Consider the following 21,894-nt stretch of genomic DNA (forward strand, 5'->3'; position numbering starts at 1 on the left):
ATGCAGACATTTTTTATTGCGCCGACCGACTTTGGCGTAGGCCTGACCTCCATCAGCCTCGGGCTGGTACGCACACTGGAACGCGCTGGCCTCAAGGTCGGCTTCTTCAAACCGATTGCCCAACCGCACCCGGGTGACCTGGGCCCGGAGCGATCGACCGAGCTGATTGCCCGCACACACGGCCTTGCCCCGCCCAAGCCTTTGGGCCTGGCTCACGTCGAACGGATGCTCGGCGATGGTCAACTGGACGAGCTGCTGGAGGAGATCATCACCCTCTACCAGCAGGCCGCCGTGGGCAAGGACGTGCTGATCGTCGAAGGCATGGTGCCCACCCGCCACGCCAGCTATGCCGCGCGGGTCAACCTGCACCTGGCCAAAAGCCTGGATGCCGAGGTGATCCTGGTGTCTGCCGCCGAGAACGAGGTGCTGGGCGAACTGTCCGGTCGCGTTGAGTTGCAGGCGCAATTGTTCGGCGGCCCCAAGGACCCCAAGGTGCTCGGTGTCATCCTCAACAAGGTGCGTACCGATGAAAGCATGCAGGCCTTCGCGGCACGCCTCAAGGAGCACTCGCCCTTGCTGCGCGGCGGTGACTTCCGCCTGCTCGGCTGCATTCCCTACCAAGAAGATCTCAACGCCCCGCGCACCCGCGACGTGGCCGACCTGCTAGGCGCCCAGGTCATCAACGCCGGCGACTACGAGCAGCGGCGCATGAGCAAGATCATCATCTGCGCACGCACTGTGCTCAACACCGTGCCCCTGCTCAAACCCGGCGTGCTGGTGGTGACGCCCGGCGATCGCGACGACATCATTCTTGCCGTGAGCATGGCGAGCATGAACGGCGTGCCCCTGGCCGGCTTGCTGCTGACCAGCGACACGGTGCCTGACCCGCGCATCCTCGAGCTCTGCCGGGGCGCCTTGCAAGCTGGCCTGCCCGTGCTATCGGTCAGTACCGGCTCCTACGAGACCGCCACGCGCCTGAACCAGTTGAACAAGGAAATCCCCATCGATGACCGCGAGCGCGCGGAGATCATCACCGACTTTGTCGCCAGCCACCTTGATGCCCAATGGCTGCACCAACGCTGCGGCACCCCGCGAGAACTGCGCCTGTCCCCGGCTGTGTTTCGCTATCAGTTGATCCAGCGCGCCCAGCAGGCCGACAAACGCATCGTCCTGCCCGAGGGTGCAGAGCCGTTGATGGTGCAGGCCGCTGCAATCTGTCAGGCACGGGGCATCGCCCGCTGCGTATTGCTGGCCAAGCCTGCCGACGTCCAGGCGGTGGCCCGGGCCCAAGGCATCGAACTGCCGCCAGGGCTGGAAATCCTCGACCCGGACCTGATTCGTGAGCGCTACGTCGAGCCCATGGTGGCCCTGCGCAAAAGCAAAAGCCTGAACGCGCCCATGGCCGAACAGCAACTGGAAGACAACGTGGTGATCGGCACCATGATGCTGGCCCTCGATGAGGTCGATGGACTGGTCTCGGGGCTGATCCACTCCACCGCCAACACCATCCGTCCGGCTTTGCAACTGATCAAGACCGCGCCGGGCTGCACCTTGGTGTCGTCGGTATTCTTCATGCTGTTCGCCGACCAGGTGCTGGTCTACGGCGACTGCGTGATGAACCCGCATCCCAGCGCCAGCGAGCTGGCGGAAATCGCCCTGCAAAGCGCCGATTCAGCGCAGGCCTTCGGCATCGCGCCACGGGTGGCGATGATCAGCTACTCCAGCGGCAATTCGGCCAGCGGCGAGGAAGTGGAAAAGGTCCGCGAGGCCACGCAACTGGCTCAGGAAAGCCAGCGCGACCTGCTGATCGATGGCCCGCTGCAATATGACGCGGCAGCCAACGAAAATGTCGCACGGCAATTGGCACCCGATAGCCCAGTGGCCGGACGGGCCACGGTGTTCGTGTTCCCGGACCTGAACACCGGCAACACCACCCACAAGGCGGTGCAGCGCAGTGCTGATTGCGTGAGCCTCGGGCCCATGCTGCAAGGGCTGCGCAAACCGGTCAACGACCTGCCCCGAGGCGCTCAGGTGGACGACATCGTCTACACCATCGCCCTCACCGCTATTCAGGCGCACCGGCTGCCGCTTGTCCAGGAGCTGCCATGATGCCCTGGCGCGGCCTGCTGGCAGCGCTGCTGCTGGCGCTCAACACCCTCGTCTGCTGCACGCCTTTGTTCATCGTCAGCCTGTTCAAATTGTGCCTGCGCTTCCCGGCAGCACAACGTGTCACCGACGAATTGATGCGCCATATTCACGAAGCCTGGATCAGCAACAACAAGGCCTGGATGAACACGCTGGCACCGGCCCGCTGGTGTGTCAGCGGGCTGGAGGGGCTGGACTATCAGCACTCGTACCTGGTGACCAGCAACCACCAGAGCTGGGTGGATATCCTGATCCTGCAGTACGTGTTGAACCGGCGCGTTCGGCCCTTGAAGTTCTTCCTCAAACAGGAACTGATCTGGGTGCCGGTGATCGGCGTGGCCTGGTGGGCTCTGGGCTTTCCGTTCATGAAGCGTTACACCAAGGCTTACCTGGCCAAGCATCCCGAGAAGAAAGGCAAGGACCTGGAAACCACCCGCGCCATGTGCGCGAAATTTCGCGGCAGGCCTACCGGCATTTTCAACTTTGTCGAGGGCACACGCTTCACCCCGGCCAAGCATCAGGAGCAGCAGTCAGCGTTTCGCTACCTGCTCAAGCCTCGCGCCGGCGGTATCGCTTTCGTACTCGATGCCATGGGTGAGCAGCTGGAATCGCTGATCAACGTGACAATCCATTACCCGGCCGGTGTTCCGGGTTTTTGGGACCTGTTGTGCGGGCGGGTCGGCGAGGTCGTGGTGCATGTCCAGGAACGGGCGATACCCGCCGAGTTCATCGGCAGGAACTACGATCAGGACGAGGTTTACCGCCGGGCGTTCCAGCAGTGGATCAATCGGCTGTGGGAAGAGAAGGACCAGGTCTTGGCGGACATGCATCCCGCAGAGTGAACCGTGATGTACCGTTCAACCCTGCGGCATGGTTTGCCGGAGCTCGGTGCTTTACCCGGCTTACTGCTGCGGGTATTGCTGCCCCGGAATCGGCCGCAGGTTCACTTCTACCCGGCGGTTCTGCGCGCGGCCATTGGCGTCGGCGTTGCTGGCAATCGGCTGATCCGGCCCGGCACCGCGCACCGACAGCCGCGAGCCGTCGACACCCTGAGAAGTGAGGTAAGTCGCCACTGCCTGAGCCCGCTGCCGGGACAGGTCCATGTTGTGCTGACGGCTGCCGGTGCTGTCGGTAAAGCCGACAATTTCGATGGTGTTTTCATTGAACTGCTTGAACGAATTCGCCAAATTGTTGAGTGGCGAATAGAAGCTGCTGGAAATAGCCGACGAGTCGGTGGCGAAGGTGATGTTACCCGGCATGATCAACTTGATCTGATCGCCCTGGCGCTGTACCTGCACGCCGGTATTGGCCATCTGCGCCCGCAGCGCGGCCTCCTGCTTGTCGGCGTAGTAGCCATAGCCGGCCGCGCCGGCCCCCACCACTGCCGCACCGATCAACGCACCCTTGCCACGGTTGTTATGATCGATGGCCGCACCCGCCACGGCCCCGGCCAACGCCCCGAGACCACCGTACTTGGCCGTGTTGCTCACGCCCCCGGAGCCTTGGGCCTGACCCTGCCCCTGATTGGCGTACGGATTGGGTTGGTTGACGCACCCGGACAATAGGGCGACGGCGGCGGCAGTGGCAATCAGGCGACGCGTGGTAAACATGGCAGAGCTCCTGGACAGCTGAGAACGGGACAGCAGTTGACGGGATAATGGATGCGAATAGGAACACGGAAACGGCGACAGATTCCGTGAAAGGTGGCGGGGGATTTGTTACCTGGCGTTTACAGTGCGGGATTGCCCCATCGGCTACGCAATGGGGCTTCGATCAGAGGACCGGGCCTGCCCAGCCCTACCTCACCCCATCCTGGCGCAACGCTGCCGGGCTGAAATCTGCCGTCGAGGCCTTGAAGCCGAAATCGTATGCCGACTTTTCCTCGTTCTTCATCCCCAGTGCCAGATAGCGGCCCGACTGCAGGTCGTAGAGTACTTCCAGGGTGTACCAGGGCACTTGCACGTTGTAGTAGTACTGCGCGTGGGCTTCGGCCACTCGCCAGAGTTGGCCGCGGCCGTCGTAGTGGTCGATGACCGCCGCCTGCCAGGTGTCTTCGTCGATGTAGAAATCACGCTTGGCATAGATATGCCGCTGGCCCTCCTTCAACGTCGCGACGACGTGCCAGACGCGGCGAAGTTCGTAGCGGGCCAGGTCCTGGTTGATATGACCGGCCTTGAGAATCTCGTCGTACTTGAGTGAAGGGGAGTCGAGTTTGTAACTGTCCTCGGCGATGTACAGTTCCGTCTTGCCCTCCAGTTTCCAGTCATAGCGATCCGGGGCGCCGTTGAACATGTCGAGGTTGTCGGCGGTGCGCAGGCCATCGGCCGCCGTGCCCGGCCCGTCATACGCCACCTGCGGTGCACGGCGCACGCGGCGTTGACCGGCATTGTAGATCCAGGCCGAGCGTGGCTCCTTGACCTGGTCGATGGTCTCGTGGACCAGCAGCACACTGCCCGCCAGTCGCGCCGGTGCCGTGACGCTCTGTTTGAAATAGAACAGCACATTGCCCGGGTTGGCCGGGTCGTAATCCTTCATCTGATCGCGATAGACCAGTTGATCCTCGAAATACACCAGGCTGTAGGAGCCATTCTGTTGTGGCACGGCCTGGGTCACCAGGCGCTTGACGCTGCCGCCCCGGTAACGGGTGATGTGGTTCCAGATGACTTCCAGCGCGCTCTGCGGAATCGGGAAGGGTACGGCGGTGTTGAAATCCTGCAAGCCATTGCCGTCGGCGATCAGTTGGGTCTTCACTGCGTTTTCCTTGATCGCGGCAAACACCTTGTCCGGTACGCTGGCGCCTCGGTGGGACGGATACACGGGCATTCTGTAGGTGTCCGGGTAGCGCTTGAACATCGCGTACTGCCCCGGCGAGAGCTTGTCCTTGTACTGCTCGACAGTCTGCGCGGTGATCACGAACAGCGGCTTTTCGCTGGCATAAGGGTCTGAAAGAAAGCCCCTGGCATCCATTGTGCCGGTGTTTTTCGGCAGCGGCGCCCAAGCCGGGATAGTCCCGGCGGCGTTCCCCGCCCTTTCGGCACCCATGGGCGTCAGCGAGGTCCCCAGCTTCGCCGCTTCCGAGGCCGAAACGGCAGCCATCACGCTACTGGCCAGCAGCGACAACCCCAATACTCCGACTCGCAACATGCTTTTTGTAATTTTCATGGGCGCGATGCCTGTTGTTAAGAAAGGTCGTTCAGAAAATCAGAACGTCAGAACGTCATGCCGGCGCTGAGCGCCACAAAGTCCCGATCGTCGATGGTGCTGTACTTGCCGTCGAAGAAGTTGGTGTAGGAAAGCCCCACCGTGTAGGTGTTCTGGTAGTCGGCGTCGATTCCCAGGCTGATCGCCTTGCGCCCTTCCTCGAAGTTGCCGCCGGGACTGGGCGAGTAGCCCTTGACGTCATGGGACCAGGCAACGCTGGGCTTGAGGTTGATCCCGGCGAAGACATTGTTGTAGTCCCAGATGGCCCGGGCGCGGTAACCCCATGAATCGGAGGTGGTGAAACCGTCGTTCTCGCAATAGCGGCTGACGCTGTTCTGCGCCGCGCCGGCCAGGTTGCCCGCGTTCAGGGCCTGGCACGTGCCGTTGGGCAAAGGCCCCGGGCCGTAGCTGGCGTCACGCCCGTAGCGCGCCTTGGAAGCACTGTCGAGGCCGCCTACGTGGGTCCAGCCGACTTCGGCCACCGTGGTCAGGCGCTCGGCGCCCATGACCTGGTCGAAGAAGTGCGTGAAGGTCGTCTGCGCCTGGGTGATCTCCTTGCGCCGATACCCGTGCAGGTCGGTGTCCGCCGCACCTTGCAACGGCGAGACATTGGGGTTGAGCGGTGTCAGCCCGGCGTACAGCACGTCGGTGGTGTTGAGCTGGATCGGCGCATTGGGCCGATAGCTGACCTCGCCGCTCCACGCCGTGCCCTCTGGCAAGGTGGTGGAGAAACTCAGGCCGAACAGGCGAATATTTTCCGGGTACTCCATGAAGTAACTGGAGTTGCCCGCAACGATGCTCGACACCAGCGCCGACGGCAGCCCCCCGGCACTGTAGGCCGAGGCCGGTGCGCCATGGCCGCTAAAGATCGGCAGGCGGCTGTGGTAGTTCATGAAGTAGGCACCCAATTCGGTGTCCAGCGGCTCGAACATGTAATGGGTGGCGAGACCGAACTGCCCGCTGTTGCTCGGGTCACGATCCGGTCCCCGGCGCACGATCACGCCTTCATCCGGCGAGCCGAAGGTGACCCCGCGTGCTGCCAGTCCGCCGTTGACCGCCGCAATGGAAGTCGGCGACAAGCCCGCTGCCGCCAGGGAGCTGTTGATTCCGGACTGCGTGCGCAATACCGCCAGGTTGTTGTAGCAGCCCGGCGAGGACACATCGGAGGTGGAAAAGAACGTCCCACAGTTATCGGCCACCGTCTGCTGCCACTGCAACTGATAAAAGCCTTCCGCCGACCAGTTGTCCGTGAGGCTCTGGGACAGGTAGATCATGTCGACCGGAATCAGCCCTTCCTTGATTTCCGCGCCTGGGCGGCGAAAGGACGACACGTCGATGGGGTTGATGCTGTTGATCGAGTTACCGATGAAGGTGCTTTCACCCCAACTGACCACCTGCTTTCCCAGGCGCACGGTGCCGGGCAGGTCACCAATGCTGTAGTTGTGATAAATGAAGGCGTCCAGCAACTCGAAGCCTGAGGACTTGGCCGCTTCCTTGCGACCGGCATCGCTGGTGTTCTGGAAGTCGAGGTCTTCGTCTTCGAGTTTGAAGTCGTACCAGTATTTGCCGCGCAGGAAGATACCGGAATCACCGTACTTGAGCTCAAGGTCATGAACGCCCTTGAATATCTTTGAAAACGTCTGTCCCGCCTTGAAATTGAGGCGGCCGTTGTCGGTGGTCTCGGACAGGCCATGGCCGCCATTGTTGGAGCCGATCAGGTGCTTGTCCGGGTTCTGCGTCGACCAACTGCTACCAATGGACAGCGACGAGTCGAACTGCCCTTCGATTTCGCCTAGGTTGAAACTGACGGCAAACACCGGGCTGGCCAGAGTGGAGGCGAGGCTGATTGCCACAGGCAAGCGAGCTCGGCGCCAGATCGGTTTAATTGAGGTCATCGACACAGCTCCTTGATTCCTTATTGTTATCGGCTTGGACACAGCATGACTTGAGCACAAAAAAAGGCGCCCAGAATGGCCGAAATTAGACTTTTGACAAGGAAAACATTGAGCTAGAGCCTTCGCCGCCCGACCAGCGGGCGACGAGCGGTCTGTCAGAGCGAGGAGAGCAAGGGGCTGCTGTCCGCCTGCCACTGCACGATATCCAGACGGATACGTTTTTTATCCAGCTTGCCGACACTGGTCTTGGGGATTTCGGTCACCAAGGCAATCTGGCTGGGAATCGCCCATTTATTGATCTGGCCCAGGTCAATGAACGGCTTGAGGTGCTCCTTCAACCCTTGAGCGTCCAGCGCGTGACCGTCGCGAAGCACCAGCAGGGCAACAGGTCGCTCGCCCCACTGGGCGTCGGGCATACCGACGACAGCGACTTCGCGTATCGCCCCGTGGCGGCCAATAAGGTCCTCCAGGTCAAGCGACGAGACCCACTCGCCGCCGGTCTTGATCACGTCCTTGATACGGTCGCGGATGTCTATCACCCCCATGTCATCCAGGGTCGCGACATCACCGGTGTGCAGCCAGCCGCCCGCCCACAACTCGGCGCCTTTCTCGGGTTCGCGCAAATACCCCATGCTCAGCCACGGTGCCCGCAGGACCAGTTCACCTTGGGATTCGCCATCGGCGGGGAGGAAGTTGCCGTCCGTATCGACGATGGCCGCCTCTACCAGTGACACCGGCACCCCGGCCTTGATGCGGTAGCGCGTGCGCTCCTCTTCGCTGGCACCCTGCAGTTGGTCGTTGATGTGCGCACAGGAGATCATCGGGCAGGTCTCCGACATGCCATAGGCCGCCGTCAACTGAATGCCCCGGGCCTTGGCGGCTTCGTACAACGGGCGACTCAGGGCGCTGCCGCCAATGATGATTTTCCACCCCTTGAAATCCAGCCCTTCGCCCGACTTGCAGTGGATCAGCATCTGCAGAATGGTCGGTACGCAGTGGGAAAAAGTGACCTTTTCCTCCTGCCACAGCTTGACCAGCATGTCCGGTTCATAGCGGCCGGGGTAGACCTGTTTGATGCCCATCAAGGTCGACACATAGGGAATGCCCCAGGCATGCACGTGGAACATCGGGGTGATGGGCATATACACATCGTTGGTGCCCATCAGACGCACGCTGTCGACACCGCCCACCAACGCCGCTTCAGCCAGAGTGTGGAGGACGATCTGACGGTGGGTGAAATACACGCCCTTGGGGTTGCCGGTGGTGCCGGTGGTGTAGAACGTGGTGGCTACCGAGTTCTCGTCGAAGTCGGCAAACTCATACGCCGGGCTGGCAGCGGCCAGCAGCTGTTCATATTCCCCCACCAGGTTCGGCAGATCGGCGGTCTTGGTCTCCCCGTCGGTGATGAGGAAGGTCTTCTCTACGGTCTCCAGCTGGCCGCCGATGGCGTTGTAGAGGCCGATGAAATCGCTGTTGACCAGCACCACGCGGTCTTCGGCGTGGTTCATGGTGAACAGAATCTGCTCGGGAGACAGACGCACATTGATGGTATGGATGACGGCGCCGAGCATCGGTATGGCGAACATGCACTCCAGGTAGCGGTGACTGTCCCAATCCATCACAGCCACGGTGTCCCCTGCCTTGACGCCCGCCTCGGTCAGTACGTTGGCCAACCGCGCGATCCGCTCGGTAAGGGTCGGGTAGCTGTAGCGCAGCACGTCGCGGTAAACGATCTCTCGGGTTTTCTCGTAGCGGCTTCCAGACATCAGCAGCCGTTTGATCAGCAACGGGTATTCATAGGCACCCTCGGCCGGCGGAATCACTCGAGTCTGCATCGTTCAAGTCCTTTATCGGTGTGCGTAAGCCTGACAGACAAGACTAGGCCACTTTAAAGGCTTGGGCAGCCAGATGATTTACGGCAGGCGACGCTTGGGCTTCAATGCATCCTGGTCAAGGCGATTTTCACGCCCAAGGCGATCAGTACGGCACCCATGGTGCGGTCGAACCAGTGCCCCATCCGCGCGAAACCGGCACGCACCCGCTGCTGGCTGAACAGCATCGCTACCAGACAAAACCACAAGCCGGTGGCCACCGCCAGGTACACCCCATAGCCGGCTTGCACCAGCAGCGGCGTATGAGGGTTGATCACTACAGTGAACAGCGACAGGAAGAACAGTGTGGCCTTGGGATTCAGACCGTTGGTCATGAAGCCGGCTACATAGGCTTGCCGAGGCGTACGCACCTTGGGCTCGAGCGCAAGCGCCTGCTCACCGGGCTGGGCCGGTTTGGCGCGGATGGCCTTGAAACCGATATACAGCAGGTAGGCGGCCGCCAGCCATTTCAAGCCATTGAACAGCACAATGGATTGGGAAACGATCAGGCCGATGCCCAGCAGCGAATAGCCTACATGGAGAAAAATCGCCGAGCCAACGCCGAACGCCGTCCATGTTCCAGCACGACGGCCATGGGCCACGCTTTCGCGAACCACCACAGCAAAGTCCGGGCCGGGGCTGGCCACCGCCAGCAGGTGGATCAATGCAACGGTGAGAAATTCGGTCCAGTACATGGCAGCCTCGGCAGTCAAACGGCAAGACGGCCACCTTACGCCAGCCGCCCGCCAGGGGACAGATACAGTTGCTTACACTTGTACCCGGACAGCGCAGCGCCTAGGGTAAGAGCAATTTTCTTTCGGAGATGTGCCGATGCCCTTGTCCCGTGCCGTGTTTCTCGACTATCGCTCGCTCGACCTTGGCGACCTGGACCCCGCACCATTGCAGGCAGCATTCGATGAATTGCAACTGCACGATGCGACGGCAGAGCAGGACATTGTCCAGCGCTTGCAAGGTGCCAGCGTGGCCATCGTCAACAAGGTGCGTCTGGATGCGTCGACCCTGGCGCAGCTGCCCGATCTCGAATTGATTCTGGTGTCGGCAACCGGCACCAATAATATTGATCTGGAGGCTGCCCAGGCCCGCGGCATCCCGGTACGGAATTGCAAAGGCTACGGCACGCCGTCCGTGGCGCAGCACACGCTGATGCTGCTGCTCGCTCTGGCCACCCGCTTTCCCGACTATCAACAGGCCATCAAGGCCGGGCGCTGGCAGCAGGCCAGCCAGTTCTGTCTGCTGGACTTTCCCATTGTCGAACTGGAAGGCAAGGCCTTGGGGCTGCTGGGTCATGGCGAGCTGGGGAGCGCCGTCGGGCGGCTGGCTGAAGCCTTCGGCATGCGTGTGTTGATCGGCCAGTTGCCGGGGCGCCCGGCGCGCCCAGATCGCCTGGCGTTGGACGAGCTGTTACCGCAGATCGACGCCCTGACCCTGCACTGCCCGCTGACCGAGCAGACTCGCAACCTGATCGGCGCGCGGGAATTGGGCCTGCTCAAGCCGGGGGCTTTTGTAGTCAATACCGGGCGCGGTGGCCTGGTTGACGAGCACGCGCTGGCCGATGCGCTTCGTGCCGGCCATCTCGGCGGCGCGGCGACGGACGTGCTGACAGTGGAGCCACCCACCCAGGGCAATCCGCTGCTGGATAACAGCATTCCTCGGTTGATCGTCACGCCGCACAACGCCTGGGGCAGCCGCGAGGCGCGGCAGCGGATCATCGGGCAGTTGGCGGCCAACGCCATCCTGTAGAACCGCCATCCCTGATAGACTCCGCGCTTTTTGCAGGAGCCCTCCATGGACCCGCGCAGTGAAGTGTTGCTTCGCCAAGCTCAACTGTTCCAAGGCCCGGTGCTGCTGGCCGGGCTGCCCGCTGACGACCTGTTGGGCCAACTGCCGGACGCCCATGGCTGGTGCTGGCATGCAGGCGATCAGCACACACTCGACGCCCGTTTCAGCGGGCGCAGCGCCTTCGGTGTAGCGGCTCCCGACACGGTCTTCGAGGCCGCCGTACTGTTTCTGCCCAAGTCCCGTGACCTCGCCAACTACCTGCTCAACGCCCTGGCCTCGCGCCTGGGCGGCAAACAGCTGTTTCTGGTCGGCGAAAAGCGCGGTGGCATTGAAGGCGCGGCCAAGCAACTGCACGCCTTCGGCAAACCGCGCAAGCTCGACAGCGCCCGCCACTGCCAGCTCTGGCAAGTGCAGGTCGACACCCCGCCCGCCGCCGTCAGCCTGGAAAGCCTCGCGCAACGCTACAAACTCGACCTGCACGAGCAGCCCTTGAGCGTCGTCACCCTGCCCGGCGTGTTCAGCCATGGCCGCCTGGATCGCGGCACGGCGCTGTTGCTCGAAGCGCTGTCCGGCCTGCCCAAAGGGCACATTCTCGACTTCGGCTGTGGTGCCGGGGTGCTCGGTGCGGCCATCAAGCAGCGCTACCCGCAGAACAGCGTGACGATGCTCGACGTGGACGCCTTCGCGGTCGCCAGCAGCCGCCTGACCCTCGCCGCCAATGGCCTGGAAGCCGAGGTCATCAATGGGGATGGCATAGACGCCGCACCGCTTTATCTGGATGCGATTCTGAGCAACCCGCCGTTCCACACCGGTGTTCACACCGATTATTCAGCATCGGAAACCATGCTGCGAAAAGCCAGCGAACATCTGAAAAAAGGTGGTGAACTCCGCTTGGTGGCCAATAGCTTCCTGCGCTATCAGCCATTGATCGAAAAGCATGTGGGCATCTGTGCCGTACTGGCAGAGGGCCAAGGGTTCAAGGTCTATCGTGCCAAACGCGGGTGAAATCCGTGCTTGCGTAAACGCCGGAGTCTAGGCAGAATCCGCTCCGTCCTAGGGGAGTAGTCTCCCACGAGCGCCATGCTCGTCCGGCACGCGTCAACATACTTGGTCCTCAGACCATGGCGCGTGCGACCCAGAGGTCCGCTTCAGACGGACCCAGGTTTGACAAGACCTATGACACGAACACCTTACCCGGGGCGGGGAGGCTGTACGTGTCATAGCCGTGTCGACCCGCCCCCATAGGAAAGCACCTGATGTTGGAATCCCTTCTCGTCCCTACCGGGATCGTCGCGCTGGCTGAAATCGGCGACAAGACCCAGTTACTCGCACTGATCCTTGCGGCGCGCTTTCGCAAGCCCTGGCCGATCATCGCCGGTATCGTCGTCGCGACCCTGGCCAACCATGCTGCTGCCGCGGCGGTAGGCGCCTGGATGAGTACCTATCTCACGGATGTCGTTCGGCACTGGATTCTGGCCGCCAGCTTCACCGCGACCGCGCTGTGGACCTTGGTCCCGGACAAGATGGACGACGACGAAGGGACCGGCAAACGCAATTACGGCCCGTTCCTGACCACGCTGATCGCGTTCTTCATCGCCGAAATCGGTGACAAGACTCAGGTCGCGACCGTCATGTTGGCTGCGCAGTACCCGCACCTGCTGCTGGTGATCATCGGTACCACACTGGGGATGCTGATTGCCAACGTGCCGGTAGTGCTGGCCGGCAACTTTGCCGCCGACAAGCTGCCGTTGAACCTGATTCGTCGCCTGGCAGCGGTGGCGTTCTTCGTGCTGGCGATCATTTCGCTGTACGACGCAATGAAAGTCAGCGGCTGGATCGGCTGATACCTGCAGCCTCAACCTGGCGTCAGGCATTCCGGCGCATTGAGCTTGGGGTCGTTCACCAGATTGGCCAGCAGTCGCTCGCGCAGGGCGGCGGGTGGCGCTGCCAGCAGGCTGTGCAACACCGGCAGCGGCGTTTCAGGGTCCAGCCAGGCCTGCTGACCCGACGCGTCCAGGATCAGCGGACGGCGTTGCCCGGCGGCAGGCTGGGTGATCACGGCGGTGCTCAGCCAAATCTGGTCCTGCACCGGATACGCCTCCCAGATCGCCGCGAAGAACAGCGAAGACCCCTCCCCCGGCGTCAGCCAGTAAGGCCGTTTGCGCACGCCGCCCCGCCACTCATAAAACCCGTTGGCCGGGATCAGGCAACGGCGCAGGCGAAACGCTTCACGAAACATCGGCTGCTCCACCAGCGTTTCCGCCCGGGCATGGGCCGGCGTGCGGGACAGGTCGGTGAGCCAGGCTGGCGTCAGCCCCCAGCGCACCCGTGCCAACTCGGGCTGCCCCTCATTCAGACGCTGGATCAGCACCGAGTCCCCCGGTGAAATATTCCACTGAGCCTTCTGATCGGCCGGAAACCCCGACAGGGCGGCAAAGGTCGGCGACCAGCGAAACAGCGCATAACGTCCACACATCAGCAAATACACTCTTCGGCCAAGCCACGTGGGCGGCTTGCCTTCAACACAACAAAATGCCAGGAAAGCTGTCCGGTTGTTCATCCCAGGACAGCGGCAGAGCGGCATTGTACTCGGCGATCAACTGGCGCGCCTGATCCGCCTGGTCGTTATCGACATTGAGCGACAACAGGCCCAGTGCGGGCAGATCGCCCACCCCACCCATCAGATCGCCACCGCTCAAATAGGCATGCACCCCTTCACTGGCCAGCATGCCGATGAGCATCTGCGCCTCGATCAGACTTTCCGGCTCGTAGACTCTGCGCATCATTCATTCTCGCTGTGCACGTCCAGCATCCATTCCTGGCCATCAGTCTGCAGGGTAAAAATGATCGGCCGGCAGCACACCGGGCAATCCTCGATGTACTGCTGATCGCCGCCCGACAGGTCCAGCACGGCCTCGGCCGGCTCGCCGCAATAAGGGCAGTCATAAGCTTCGGTTTCCAGCATCGCGGCCTCTCCAGTGAGTTATGCGTATAATCGGCGGTCTAATTGAAGGCGCACCGGCCCTGACCACTTTGCCCGCGCCGCAATCCTGATCATCTGTTGTTCACACTACAAGAGAGCATGATGGGCGAATTTGATGCCATCCGACCCTACGACGATGCCGAAGTACCTGCTGTATTGAACAGGCTGCTCAGTGACCAGGCGTTCCTCGACATCCTTACCCACTTTCGTTTTCCCCGCACCGCAGGCACCTTTGGCTGGGCCCTCAAACCCCTTATAGCTCATCGGCTGCGTCGTGAGTTCGCCAGCGTGGTCAGTGTCGCGACCTTGCAGGACAAGATCGAACACTACGTCGACAAGACCATCGACCGCGCCACTGACGGTGTGACTTATACCGGTGTCGAGCAGTTCAAGTCCGGGAGTGCCTATCTGTTCCTGGCCAACCACCGCGACATCGTCATGGACCCGGCCTTCGTCAACTATGCGGTGTACCACGCCGGGTTGCCGACGCCGCGTATCGCCATTGGCGACAACCTGTTGCAGAAGCCCTTCGTCAGCGACCTGATGCGCCTGAACAAGAGTTTCATCGTGCACCGGTCCCTGAGCGGGCGCCGAGAAAAGCTCGCCGCTTACCAACTGCTGTCGGCGTACATCAGCCATTCGATCCGCACCGACTGCCAGTCGATCTGGATCGCCCAGGCCGAAGGCCGGGCCAAGGACGGTGATGACCGTACCGATTCGGCGATCCTGAAAATGTTTCACATGAGCCGCAAGGACGAGCCATTCAGTGAAGTCATTCAATCGCTGAACCTGACGCCGGTGTCCATCAGCTACGAGTACGACCCCTGCGACCAGGCCAAGGCCCGCGAGCTGTACCTGCGCGCGACCACGGGAAGCTACACCAAAGCACCAGGCGAAGACGACGCCAGCATTGCAAAAGGCATCACCGGCTACAAGGGCCGCGTGCACGTGAACTTCGCGGCACCGATCACCGAGTCGTTCGAGGACACCAAGCAGCTTGCCGTGGAGGTCGATCGCCTGATTCTGAGCGGCTACCGCTTGTTCCCGGCGCACTACCTGGCCTACGCCCAATGGGCCGACGCCGACCCGAGCCTGAGTGTCCCGACCGCCGATAGCCTGTTTGGCGTCGAGGAACTGAACCAGGCCAAGGAGGAGTGGCAAAGCCGGCTGGATGATTGCCCGCCCGAGCAGCAGCCCTATCTGGTGCTGCAGTACGCCACACCGGTGCGCAACCAGTATCGGGTCAAGGCCGGGTTGCCGCTGTAAGGCGGCGTCATATGCTCGTCATGTAAAAGCGCCAGGCTGTTGCCCCTCGTTGGAACAGCCTCGGAGTTTGACATGCTGCACGCCCAGAACCAGGATCGCCTCTACCTGATCGCCCCCAGCGACGAGCAGGAAGCCCTTATCGACGCCTTGGCGTTCAACGTGCAGGACCGCGACTGGGTGGTGTACTGCGCCTTGAGCGGCCACCAGCACAGCGCGTGGCCGGAGCTGGATGTGGCAACGGGGATCAGTTTGCTGGACCTGTATCAAGCAGCCTGAGCGGCTACCCCCTTGGGAGCAGCCCTTGGGCGCAACTCCATCGCGGACGAGCCCTGCTCCCACTGAGTGAACGTCATTATCGAGCCCACCCAGCAGGAGCGCGATGACCGCCGAGGTTACTGCTGACCCAGGGTCTGGCCGACCGTGGCATCCTTGAACACCCGCGTCAACGCATCACTCAACACATCACCCACCAGACGGGTATTGGTGTCCTGATTCGGCGCCATGCCGAAACGCTGATCCAGGGACGCGGCGTAGCGACCGCTGTAGTGTCGGCCACCATTGACCACGTCAGCGCGGAAGTTGGCGCTGATGGTCGCCTCGGTCACGTACATGCTGTCCTTGGGCGACTGGTATTTGAGGTCGGTCAAGGTCACAGTCAGCTGCGGACCGGCACCACCCTGAACCGGGGTGTAACCCAGCAGGCGTACAGCGGCTTCAGTCTGAGCCTGCAATTTTGGCAGCAGATCGCTGCCATTGACGGTAACAGCGCTGGTCTCGGGATACAGACCGCCACGGGTGCCCAGGCTCTGCGAGGCACGACCGTCGACCACGCGCACGGTCACTTGCTGACCCTGCCCGACAGCCGCGAATTGCGACGTCAGCCGCGGCTGCGGGCTAAGTTGTTGCGGGCTGTTGGCACAACCGGCCAACGTCAGGCTGGCCACAGCGATCAAACCAAACAACAGGCGTTGCAACATGCTCGTCTCTCCAGGGATAGGCAACAGGACCGCAGTATAGCGGTGCAGCCCCCCGGCAAACCAGCAGGCCGAAGCCCTCGGCCAGACCGGCCAGTCACCGCACACTTTTGTGGCAGGCGCACAAGAAATGTCAGGTAACAGGATCATTTCTCGGCAAATCGTCGTTATAATCTCCCCCCGATTATAAGGACGTCTCCTGATCGGGCCTCGCACCATCGCAAATGCTTCCATTTGCTCCGGCATTGCCCACAGAGAGTCGCCCACGCAGGGCCAGTCGAAGCGCCATGTCGGGTTTTCCCGCATCGCCTTTCTCCCTTGCCCCGCAGAGCTGCCATTGCTCGCCCACCGATTCTGGTGACGTGCCCGGCGGCCTTTTTGAGGTCAACGACTCCAAAAGAGCGTGAAAGAACGGATTTTCCTACTTCACAAGAGTGTGGCGAGCAAATGAACAGTTCTGCATTCCCAATAGCTTTTTCGACGTCCCGAACAGCATCCACGGCTGGCACCCCGGTGCATTCAGTCACCCGGGCCTGAAGCTTTTCGCTGGGCAAGACAATCGCGCTCACCGATGGTCGAATGGTGAAAGCGACGCCTTGCTGTCAATTTGGTGCTGAAGATTTTGGAGACGCGTTACATGGCGCATAACGAAGCAGTTGATGTAGTGCTGGTCGGAGCGGGCATCATGAGTGCCACCCTCGCGGTACTGCTCAAGGAACTGGACCCGACGCTTAAAGTGGAAGTGGTCGAGCTGATGGACTCCGGTGCCGCCGAGAGCTCCAACCCATGGAACAACGCCGGTACCGGCCACGCTGGCCTGTGCGAGCTGAACTACACCCCGCAGGCTGCCGACGGCTCGGTGGACATCAAGAAAGCCGTGCAGATCAACGCCCAGTTCGAGGTTTCCAAGCAGTTCTGGGCGTACCTGGCGCGCCTCGGTGACTTCGGCCCGGCCAAGGATTTCATCAACCCCATCCCGCACCTGAGCTATGTCGAGGGTGACAAAGGCATTGCTTTCCTCAAGAAGCGCCATGAGATGCTCTCGCAGCATCACGCCTTTGCCAGCATGGAATACACCGAAGACAAGGCCAAAATGGTCGAGTGGATGCCGCTGATGATGCCTGGCCGCCCCGCCGATCAGCACATCGCCGCCACCCGCGTACAAGGGGGCACCGACGTCAACTTCGGCGCCTTGACCAACAAGCTGCTGGCCCATCTGGCCCGCGCGCCGGATGCTCAAGTCAAATATTGCAAGAAGGTCACCGGCCTGAGCCGTCAGGGCAGCGGCTGGCGGGTCAACGTCAAGGACGTCAACAACGGTGAAAGCCGTGACATTGACGCCCGCTTCGTCTTCCTCGGCGCCGGCGGCGCGGCGCTGCCGTTGCTGCAGCTGTCCGGGATCGAGGAAAGCAAAGGCTTCGGCGGCTTCCCGGTCAGCGGCCAGTGGCTGCGCTGTGACAAGCCGGAAGTGGTCGAGCGCCATCAGGCCAAGGTCTATAGCCAGGCCGCCGTCGGCTCGCCGCCCATGTCGGTGCCGCACCTGGACACCCGCGTGGTGGACGGCAAGAAGTCCTTGCTGTTCGGGCCTTATGCCGGCTTCACCACCAAGTTCCTCAAGCACGGTTCGTTCCTCGACCTGCCGATGTCAGTGCGGGCCGGCAACATCGGGCCGATGCTGGCGGTGGCCCGGGACAACATGGACCTCACCAAATACCTGGTGAACGAAGTGCGCCAGTCCATGGACCAGCGCCTGGAATCCCTGCGCCGCTTCTACCCCGAAGCCAAGGCCGAGGACTGGCGCCTTGAAGTGGCCGGCCAGCGCGTGCAGATCATCAAGAAAGACCCGAAGAAAGGCGGGGTGCTGCAATTCGGCACCGAACTGGTTTCGGCCAAGGATGGCTCGCTGGCGGCCCTGCTGGGTGCCTCGCCGGGCGCCTCGGTGACGGTTTCGATCATGCTGGAGTTGATCGAGCGTTGCTTCCCCGAGCAGACCCGTACCACCTGGGCGGCGAAACTCGCGGAAATCTTCCCCGCACGGGAAAAGGCCTTGCAGACCGACGCCGAGCTGTATCGTCGCGTCAGCACCCAGAGCAGCGAAGCGCTGGACCTGGTGGCCCGGACCGACGGTGCTCAGCACTACGCCTGATCCGCCCGGCATCATGAAAAACGCCCCTTTCGGGGCGTTTTTTTTCAACGAGCCTTTTCGATGATCTCGATGTACTCGGGCGCATTGCGCTGATCCTTGATCAGCGCAATGAAATCCTGGCCTTGCTCGTCCTTGCCGTTCAGGTCGAAACCGGCAGCCTTGAAGAAGCCGACAAAGCGCTCGAAGTCATCGACGCGCAGGCCACGGTAGGCCTTGATCAGTTTGTGCAGCGACGGCGAAGTGGCGTCCACCGGTTCGAAATCGAGGAACAATTTGATCTGCGCGTCGCCGATCTCGTCACCAATCACCTGCTTCTTGTCTTTACGCATCTGGTTACCAACTCGCTTCGGCCGTTCACGGGGCGGCAAGTGTAACTCCGCCGCGCCTGCTGGCTCAACGCGCGTGTTCGGCGCCGGTGTGAATGTCCGCCCAGATATGACCGTTGGCATAGGTCAAAAACTGCACGTAGACAGTGTCGTTGCGCAGCAGGTCGATCAGGGTGCGGTATTGGACCAGCGGGTAGTTGAGGGTCAAGGTCCGAGTCGCTTCGTCATAGACCGGCTTCTTCAGGCTTTTGCTTTCGCTGTCGAACGTCAGCACCGCCTCGCTGATGGTGGCGCCCTTGTTCAAGGATTTACCCTTGAGGCGCACCGACAACGGCGCGGTGACTGGAATCGGTTGCTGGTCGGATTGACGCTGGTTGCCCACCACGACGGTGAACTCGGTGACCTGCAACAACTGCTGTTGCTCGGGCTTGTCGCTGCGCAGGTCCAGATCATCGGGCGGCAGGAACTGCCCGTGCATCGGCGCGCTGGCCGCCGGGGCCGGCGCGGCATGGACGTTGAACATCACGGTAGACAGCAAGGCGAAAGCGGCAATCTTCAAGCGCATGACAGGCTCCGGGCAGGCGGGGGAACACTGTACCGCACAATCTTGCGCACTGAAAAAAGGTGAGCGGTCTACAGCCCCTTTACCGCATAGATCCCCGCCGCGTTGCGCCAGTAACCCTTGTAATCCATCCCGTAGCCGAACACGTAGCGGTCCTCGCAGGACAAACCGGTGTAAGTCGCCTTCAACCCCGGCACGGCCTTGCGGTCATGGTCCTTGTCCACCAGCACCGCCGTATGCACCGCGCTGGCACCCGCGTGCTTGCAGAAATCGATGATGGCGCTGAGGGTGTTCCCTTCGTCGAGGATGTCGTCGATGATCAGCACATCGCGGTCTATGAACGACACTTCCGGCTTGGCTTTCCAGAACAGATCGCCGCCGCTGGTCGTGTTGCGGTAGCGAGTAGCGTGCAGGTAGGACGCCTCCAGCGGGAAGTCCAGGTGGGTCAGAAGCTTCCCGGAAAAGATAAGGCCGCCGTTCATCACGCAGAACACCACCGGATTGCGGTCGGCGAGATCGGCGTTGATTTGCGCGCCGACACGGGCGATGGCGGCCTCGACAGTGGCTTCAGGGTGCAGGCAATCGGCTTCGCGCATCACTTGGCGGATGTGTTCGAGATCAGCGGACATGGCGCTCTCCGGAGGGGTCGGTCGGGGAAAAGCGGGCAAAGGTACGCATCTGCCCACGACAGTTCAAGCATTTGTGGACTAACGTGCTAAATGTTGACCGAATGGATTAATCTAGCTCGTTTTTTTGCCGCCAGGAGCCCAATGCCATGCCCATCCGTGAGATCCGTCACCCGCTGATTCGCCACAAGCTCGGCCTGATGCGCCGCGCCGACATCAGCACGAAAAACTTCCGCGAGCTCGCGCAGGAAGTGGGTGCCTTGCTGACCTATGAGGCCACCAAGGACCTGCCGCTGGAAAACTACGAGATTGAAGGGTGGTGCGGCCCGGTACAGGTCGAGAAAATCGCTGGCAAGAAGATCACGGTGGTGCCGATTCTGCGCGCCGGCATTGGCATGCTCGAAGGCGTCCTCAGCCTGATCCCCGGGGCCAAGGTCAGCGCCGTGGGCGTCGCCCGCAACGAGCAGACCCTGGAAGCCCACACCTACCTGGAAAAGCTGGTACTGGGCATCGACGAGCGGCTGGCCATGATCATCGACCCGATGCTGGCCACCGGCGGCTCCATGGTCGCCACCATCGACCTGCTGAAAAAAGCTGGCTGCAAGGACATTCGCGCCATGGTTCTGGTGGCTGCGCCAGAAGGCATCGCGGCGGTGGAAACAGCCCACCCCGACGTGCAGATCTACACGGCCTCCATCGATGAACGCTTGAACGAGCATGGCTACATCATCCCCGGCCTGGGCGATGCCGGCGACAAGATCTTCGGCACCAAGCAGAAGGACGCTTGAGCATGGCCGACGAGTTCAACGATCCGCTGTGGCGCCAGGTACTGTCCGGCGCACAGATGCTGTTCGTGGCGTTCGGTGCCCTGGTACTGATGCCGTTGATCACCGGCCTTGACCCCAACGTCGCCCTGTTCACGGCCGGGTTGGGCACTCTGCTGTTTCAACTGGTCACCGGACGCCAGGTGCCGGTATTCCTGGCGTCGAGCTTCGCCTTCATCACCCCGATCATTCTCGCCAAAGGCCAGTTCGGCCTGGCCGAGACCATGGGCGGGGTGATGGCTGCCGGCTTCGTCTACACCTTCATGGGCCTGGCCGTGAAGCTCAAGGGCCCTGGCTTCATCGACCGCCTGTTGCCACCCGTGGTGATCGGCCCGGTGGTGATCTCCATCGGCCTGGCCATGGCCCCCATCGCCGCCAACATGGCCATGGGCAAGGCCGGCGACGGCACCGAGCTGATCCCTTACCGCACCGCGATGTTCATCTCCATGCCCGCACTGCTGACCACCATTGTGGTGGCGGTATTCGGCAAGGGCATCTTTCGCCTGGTGCCGATCATCTCTGGCGTGCTGGTGGGCTTTGCCCTGTCGTTCTGGTTCGGCGTGGTCGATGTGGCGAAAATCGCCGCCGCGCCTTGGCTGGCCCTGCCCCACTTCACCGCACCGGCGTTCAACTGGCAGGCGATCCTGTTCATTGTGCCGGTTGCGTTGGCACCGGCCATCGAGCACATCGGCGGCGTTATCGCCGTCGGCAGTGTGACCGGCCGTGACTACCTGAAGAAACCCGGCCTGCACCGCACTCTGCTGGGTGACGGCCTGGCCACCACCGCCGCCGGACTGTTCGGCGGCCCGCCCAACACCACCTATGCCGAGGTGACCGGCGCAGTGATGCTGACCAAGGCCTACAACCCGAAGATCATGACCTGGGCGGCGGTGTTTGCCATCAGCCTCGCGTTCATCGGCAAGTTTGGCGCGCTGTTGCAGAGCATCCCGGTGCCGGTGATGGGCGGGATTCTGTGCCTGCTGTTCGGCTCGATTGCGGCGGTAGGGTTGAACACCTTGATCCGGCACAAGATCGACCTGGGCGAAGCGCGCAACCTTGTGATTGTGTCGGTGACGCTGGTGTTCGGGATCGGTGGCGTGCTGGTGGGCAGTGGGACTGGGCCGAATGATTTCGGGCTCAAGGGGATTGCGCTGTGCGCGGTGGTGGCGATTGCGTTGAACCTGGTGTTGCCGGGGCATGACAGTTGGAAGAGGGCTCCACAGGATTGACTGTGCCACAGGCTTGTCCGTCGGGCGGCGGACAAGCTCGGATCAG

The 21,894-nt window shown here is 62.0% G+C and carries 22 protein-coding genes and 1 riboswitch; of the genes, 10 read left to right on the forward strand and 12 right to left on the reverse strand.

The window, feature by feature from the left end; all coding sequences use genetic code 11:
* Entirely contained in the window at positions 1-2,109 is a 2,109-nt protein-coding gene (gene pta, locus HB675_RS01155) for a phosphate acetyltransferase (protein WP_213875253.1), read from the forward strand.
* A complete protein-coding gene (locus HB675_RS01160) occupies positions 2,109-2,987 on the forward strand; it encodes an acyltransferase (RefSeq protein WP_213875694.1) in 879 nt (292 codons plus the stop codon). The genes pta and HB675_RS01160 overlap by 1 nt, the downstream gene beginning before the upstream one ends.
* A gap of 60 nt (positions 2,988-3,047) precedes the next feature.
* Here the strand turns inward: HB675_RS01160 and HB675_RS01165 are convergent, their stop codons facing one another.
* From HB675_RS01165 to HB675_RS01185, 5 genes are all read right to left on the reverse strand, one after another.
* Positions 3,048-3,755: an OmpA family protein gene (locus HB675_RS01165; protein ID WP_213875254.1), complete on the reverse strand. Its 708-nt coding sequence runs from the start codon at positions 3,753-3,755 to the stop codon at positions 3,048-3,050.
* A 187-nt stretch (positions 3,756-3,942) separates the two neighbouring features.
* On the reverse strand, positions 3,943-5,307 hold the full coding sequence (locus HB675_RS01170) for a DUF1329 domain-containing protein (RefSeq protein ID WP_213875255.1): 1,365 nt from the start codon (positions 5,305-5,307) through the stop codon (positions 3,943-3,945).
* Between the two features lie 47 nt (positions 5,308-5,354).
* Positions 5,355-7,241 carry a DUF1302 domain-containing protein gene (locus tag HB675_RS01175; RefSeq protein ID WP_213875256.1) on the reverse strand — a complete coding sequence of 629 codons (1,887 nt, stop codon included), beginning with the start codon at positions 7,239-7,241 and terminating at the stop codon, positions 5,355-5,357.
* Positions 7,242-7,396: 155 nt separating this feature from the next.
* Entirely contained in the window at positions 7,397-9,076 is a 1,680-nt protein-coding gene (locus HB675_RS01180) for a fatty acid--CoA ligase (protein ID WP_213875257.1), read from the reverse strand.
* A gap of 101 nt (positions 9,077-9,177) precedes the next feature.
* On the reverse strand, positions 9,178-9,807 hold the full coding sequence (locus HB675_RS01185; RefSeq protein ID WP_213875258.1) for a LysE family transporter: 630 nt from the start codon (positions 9,805-9,807) through the stop codon (positions 9,178-9,180).
* Positions 9,808-9,943: 136 nt separating this feature from the next.
* On the opposite strand from HB675_RS01185, the gene HB675_RS01190 reads away from it, so the two are divergent.
* From HB675_RS01190 to HB675_RS01200, 3 genes are all read left to right on the forward strand, one after another.
* Complete coding sequence (locus HB675_RS01190; RefSeq protein WP_213875259.1) at positions 9,944-10,873, forward strand: 2-hydroxyacid dehydrogenase; 930 nt, start codon at positions 9,944-9,946, stop codon at positions 10,871-10,873.
* Positions 10,874-10,918: 45 nt separating this feature from the next.
* Positions 10,919-11,917: a class I SAM-dependent methyltransferase gene (locus HB675_RS01195; RefSeq protein ID WP_213875260.1), complete on the forward strand. Its 999-nt coding sequence runs from the start codon at positions 10,919-10,921 to the stop codon at positions 11,915-11,917.
* Between the two features lie 39 nt (positions 11,918-11,956).
* Positions 11,957-12,145, forward strand: a riboswitch (yybP-ykoY riboswitch).
* Between the two features lie 23 nt (positions 12,146-12,168).
* Positions 12,169-12,756, forward strand: coding sequence for a TMEM165/GDT1 family protein (locus HB675_RS01200; protein ID WP_213875261.1), 588 nt, complete (start codon positions 12,169-12,171; stop codon positions 12,754-12,756).
* Positions 12,757-12,767: 11 nt separating this feature from the next.
* Here HB675_RS01200 and HB675_RS01205 read toward each other — a convergent pair whose 3' ends face one another.
* Genes HB675_RS01205 through HB675_RS01215 form a run of 3 tightly spaced genes read right to left on the reverse strand, consistent with a single transcriptional unit; the run spans position 12,768 to position 13,877 of the window.
* Positions 12,768-13,388 carry an SOS response-associated peptidase gene (locus HB675_RS01205; protein ID WP_213875262.1) on the reverse strand — a complete coding sequence of 207 codons (621 nt, stop codon included), beginning with the start codon at positions 13,386-13,388 and terminating at the stop codon, positions 12,768-12,770.
* A gap of 43 nt (positions 13,389-13,431) precedes the next feature.
* Entirely contained in the window at positions 13,432-13,695 is a 264-nt protein-coding gene (locus tag HB675_RS01210) for a DUF2007 domain-containing protein (RefSeq protein ID WP_213875695.1), read from the reverse strand.
* Positions 13,695-13,877, reverse strand: a complete 183-nt coding sequence (locus HB675_RS01215) for a CPXCG motif-containing cysteine-rich protein (protein ID WP_213875263.1) — start codon at positions 13,875-13,877, stop codon at positions 13,695-13,697. Before HB675_RS01215 ends, HB675_RS01210 begins: the two co-directional genes overlap by 1 nt.
* A 117-nt stretch (positions 13,878-13,994) precedes the next feature.
* Between HB675_RS01215 and HB675_RS01220 the strand changes: the two genes are divergently transcribed.
* A complete protein-coding gene (locus tag HB675_RS01220) occupies positions 13,995-15,161 on the forward strand; it encodes a 1-acyl-sn-glycerol-3-phosphate acyltransferase (RefSeq protein ID WP_213875696.1) in 1,167 nt (388 codons plus the stop codon).
* A 72-nt stretch (positions 15,162-15,233) separates the two neighbouring features.
* Positions 15,234-15,437 (forward strand): hypothetical protein, encoded by a 204-nt coding sequence (locus HB675_RS01225; RefSeq protein ID WP_213875264.1) that lies wholly within the window; start codon positions 15,234-15,236, stop codon positions 15,435-15,437.
* A 116-nt stretch (positions 15,438-15,553) separates the two neighbouring features.
* Here HB675_RS01225 and HB675_RS01230 read toward each other — a convergent pair whose 3' ends face one another.
* A complete protein-coding gene (locus tag HB675_RS01230) occupies positions 15,554-16,138 on the reverse strand; it encodes a YajG family lipoprotein (RefSeq protein WP_213875265.1) in 585 nt (194 codons plus the stop codon).
* A 619-nt stretch (positions 16,139-16,757) separates the two neighbouring features.
* Here HB675_RS01230 and mqo point away from each other — a divergent pair.
* Entirely contained in the window at positions 16,758-18,281 is a 1,524-nt protein-coding gene (gene mqo, locus HB675_RS01235; RefSeq protein WP_256737451.1) for a malate dehydrogenase (quinone), read from the forward strand.
* Positions 18,282-18,325: 44 nt separating this feature from the next.
* On the opposite strand, the gene HB675_RS01240 is transcribed toward mqo, so the two are convergent.
* From HB675_RS01240 to HB675_RS01250, 3 genes are all read right to left on the reverse strand, one after another.
* Positions 18,326-18,610: a PA4642 family protein gene (locus tag HB675_RS01240; protein WP_213875267.1), complete on the reverse strand. Its 285-nt coding sequence runs from the start codon at positions 18,608-18,610 to the stop codon at positions 18,326-18,328.
* Positions 18,611-18,674: 64 nt separating this feature from the next.
* A complete protein-coding gene (locus tag HB675_RS01245; RefSeq protein WP_213875268.1) occupies positions 18,675-19,172 on the reverse strand; it encodes a hypothetical protein in 498 nt (165 codons plus the stop codon).
* Between the two features lie 68 nt (positions 19,173-19,240).
* Entirely contained in the window at positions 19,241-19,798 is a 558-nt protein-coding gene (locus tag HB675_RS01250) for a hypoxanthine-guanine phosphoribosyltransferase (RefSeq protein ID WP_213875269.1), read from the reverse strand.
* A gap of 146 nt (positions 19,799-19,944) precedes the next feature.
* On the opposite strand from HB675_RS01250, the gene upp reads away from it, so the two are divergent.
* Complete coding sequence (gene upp, locus HB675_RS01255) at positions 19,945-20,583, forward strand: uracil phosphoribosyltransferase (RefSeq protein ID WP_213875270.1); 639 nt, start codon at positions 19,945-19,947, stop codon at positions 20,581-20,583.
* Between the two features lie 2 nt (positions 20,584-20,585).
* The gene (locus HB675_RS01260; protein WP_213875271.1) at positions 20,586-21,848 is read left to right on the forward strand and encodes a uracil-xanthine permease family protein; all 1,263 of its coding nucleotides are present in this window, start codon (positions 20,586-20,588) and stop codon (positions 21,846-21,848) included.
* Positions 21,849-21,894 lie beyond the last annotated feature (46 nt).

Source organism: Pseudomonas sp. dw_358 (genome assembly GCF_018449655.1).
Taxonomy (GTDB): domain Bacteria; phylum Pseudomonadota; class Gammaproteobacteria; order Pseudomonadales; family Pseudomonadaceae; genus Aquipseudomonas.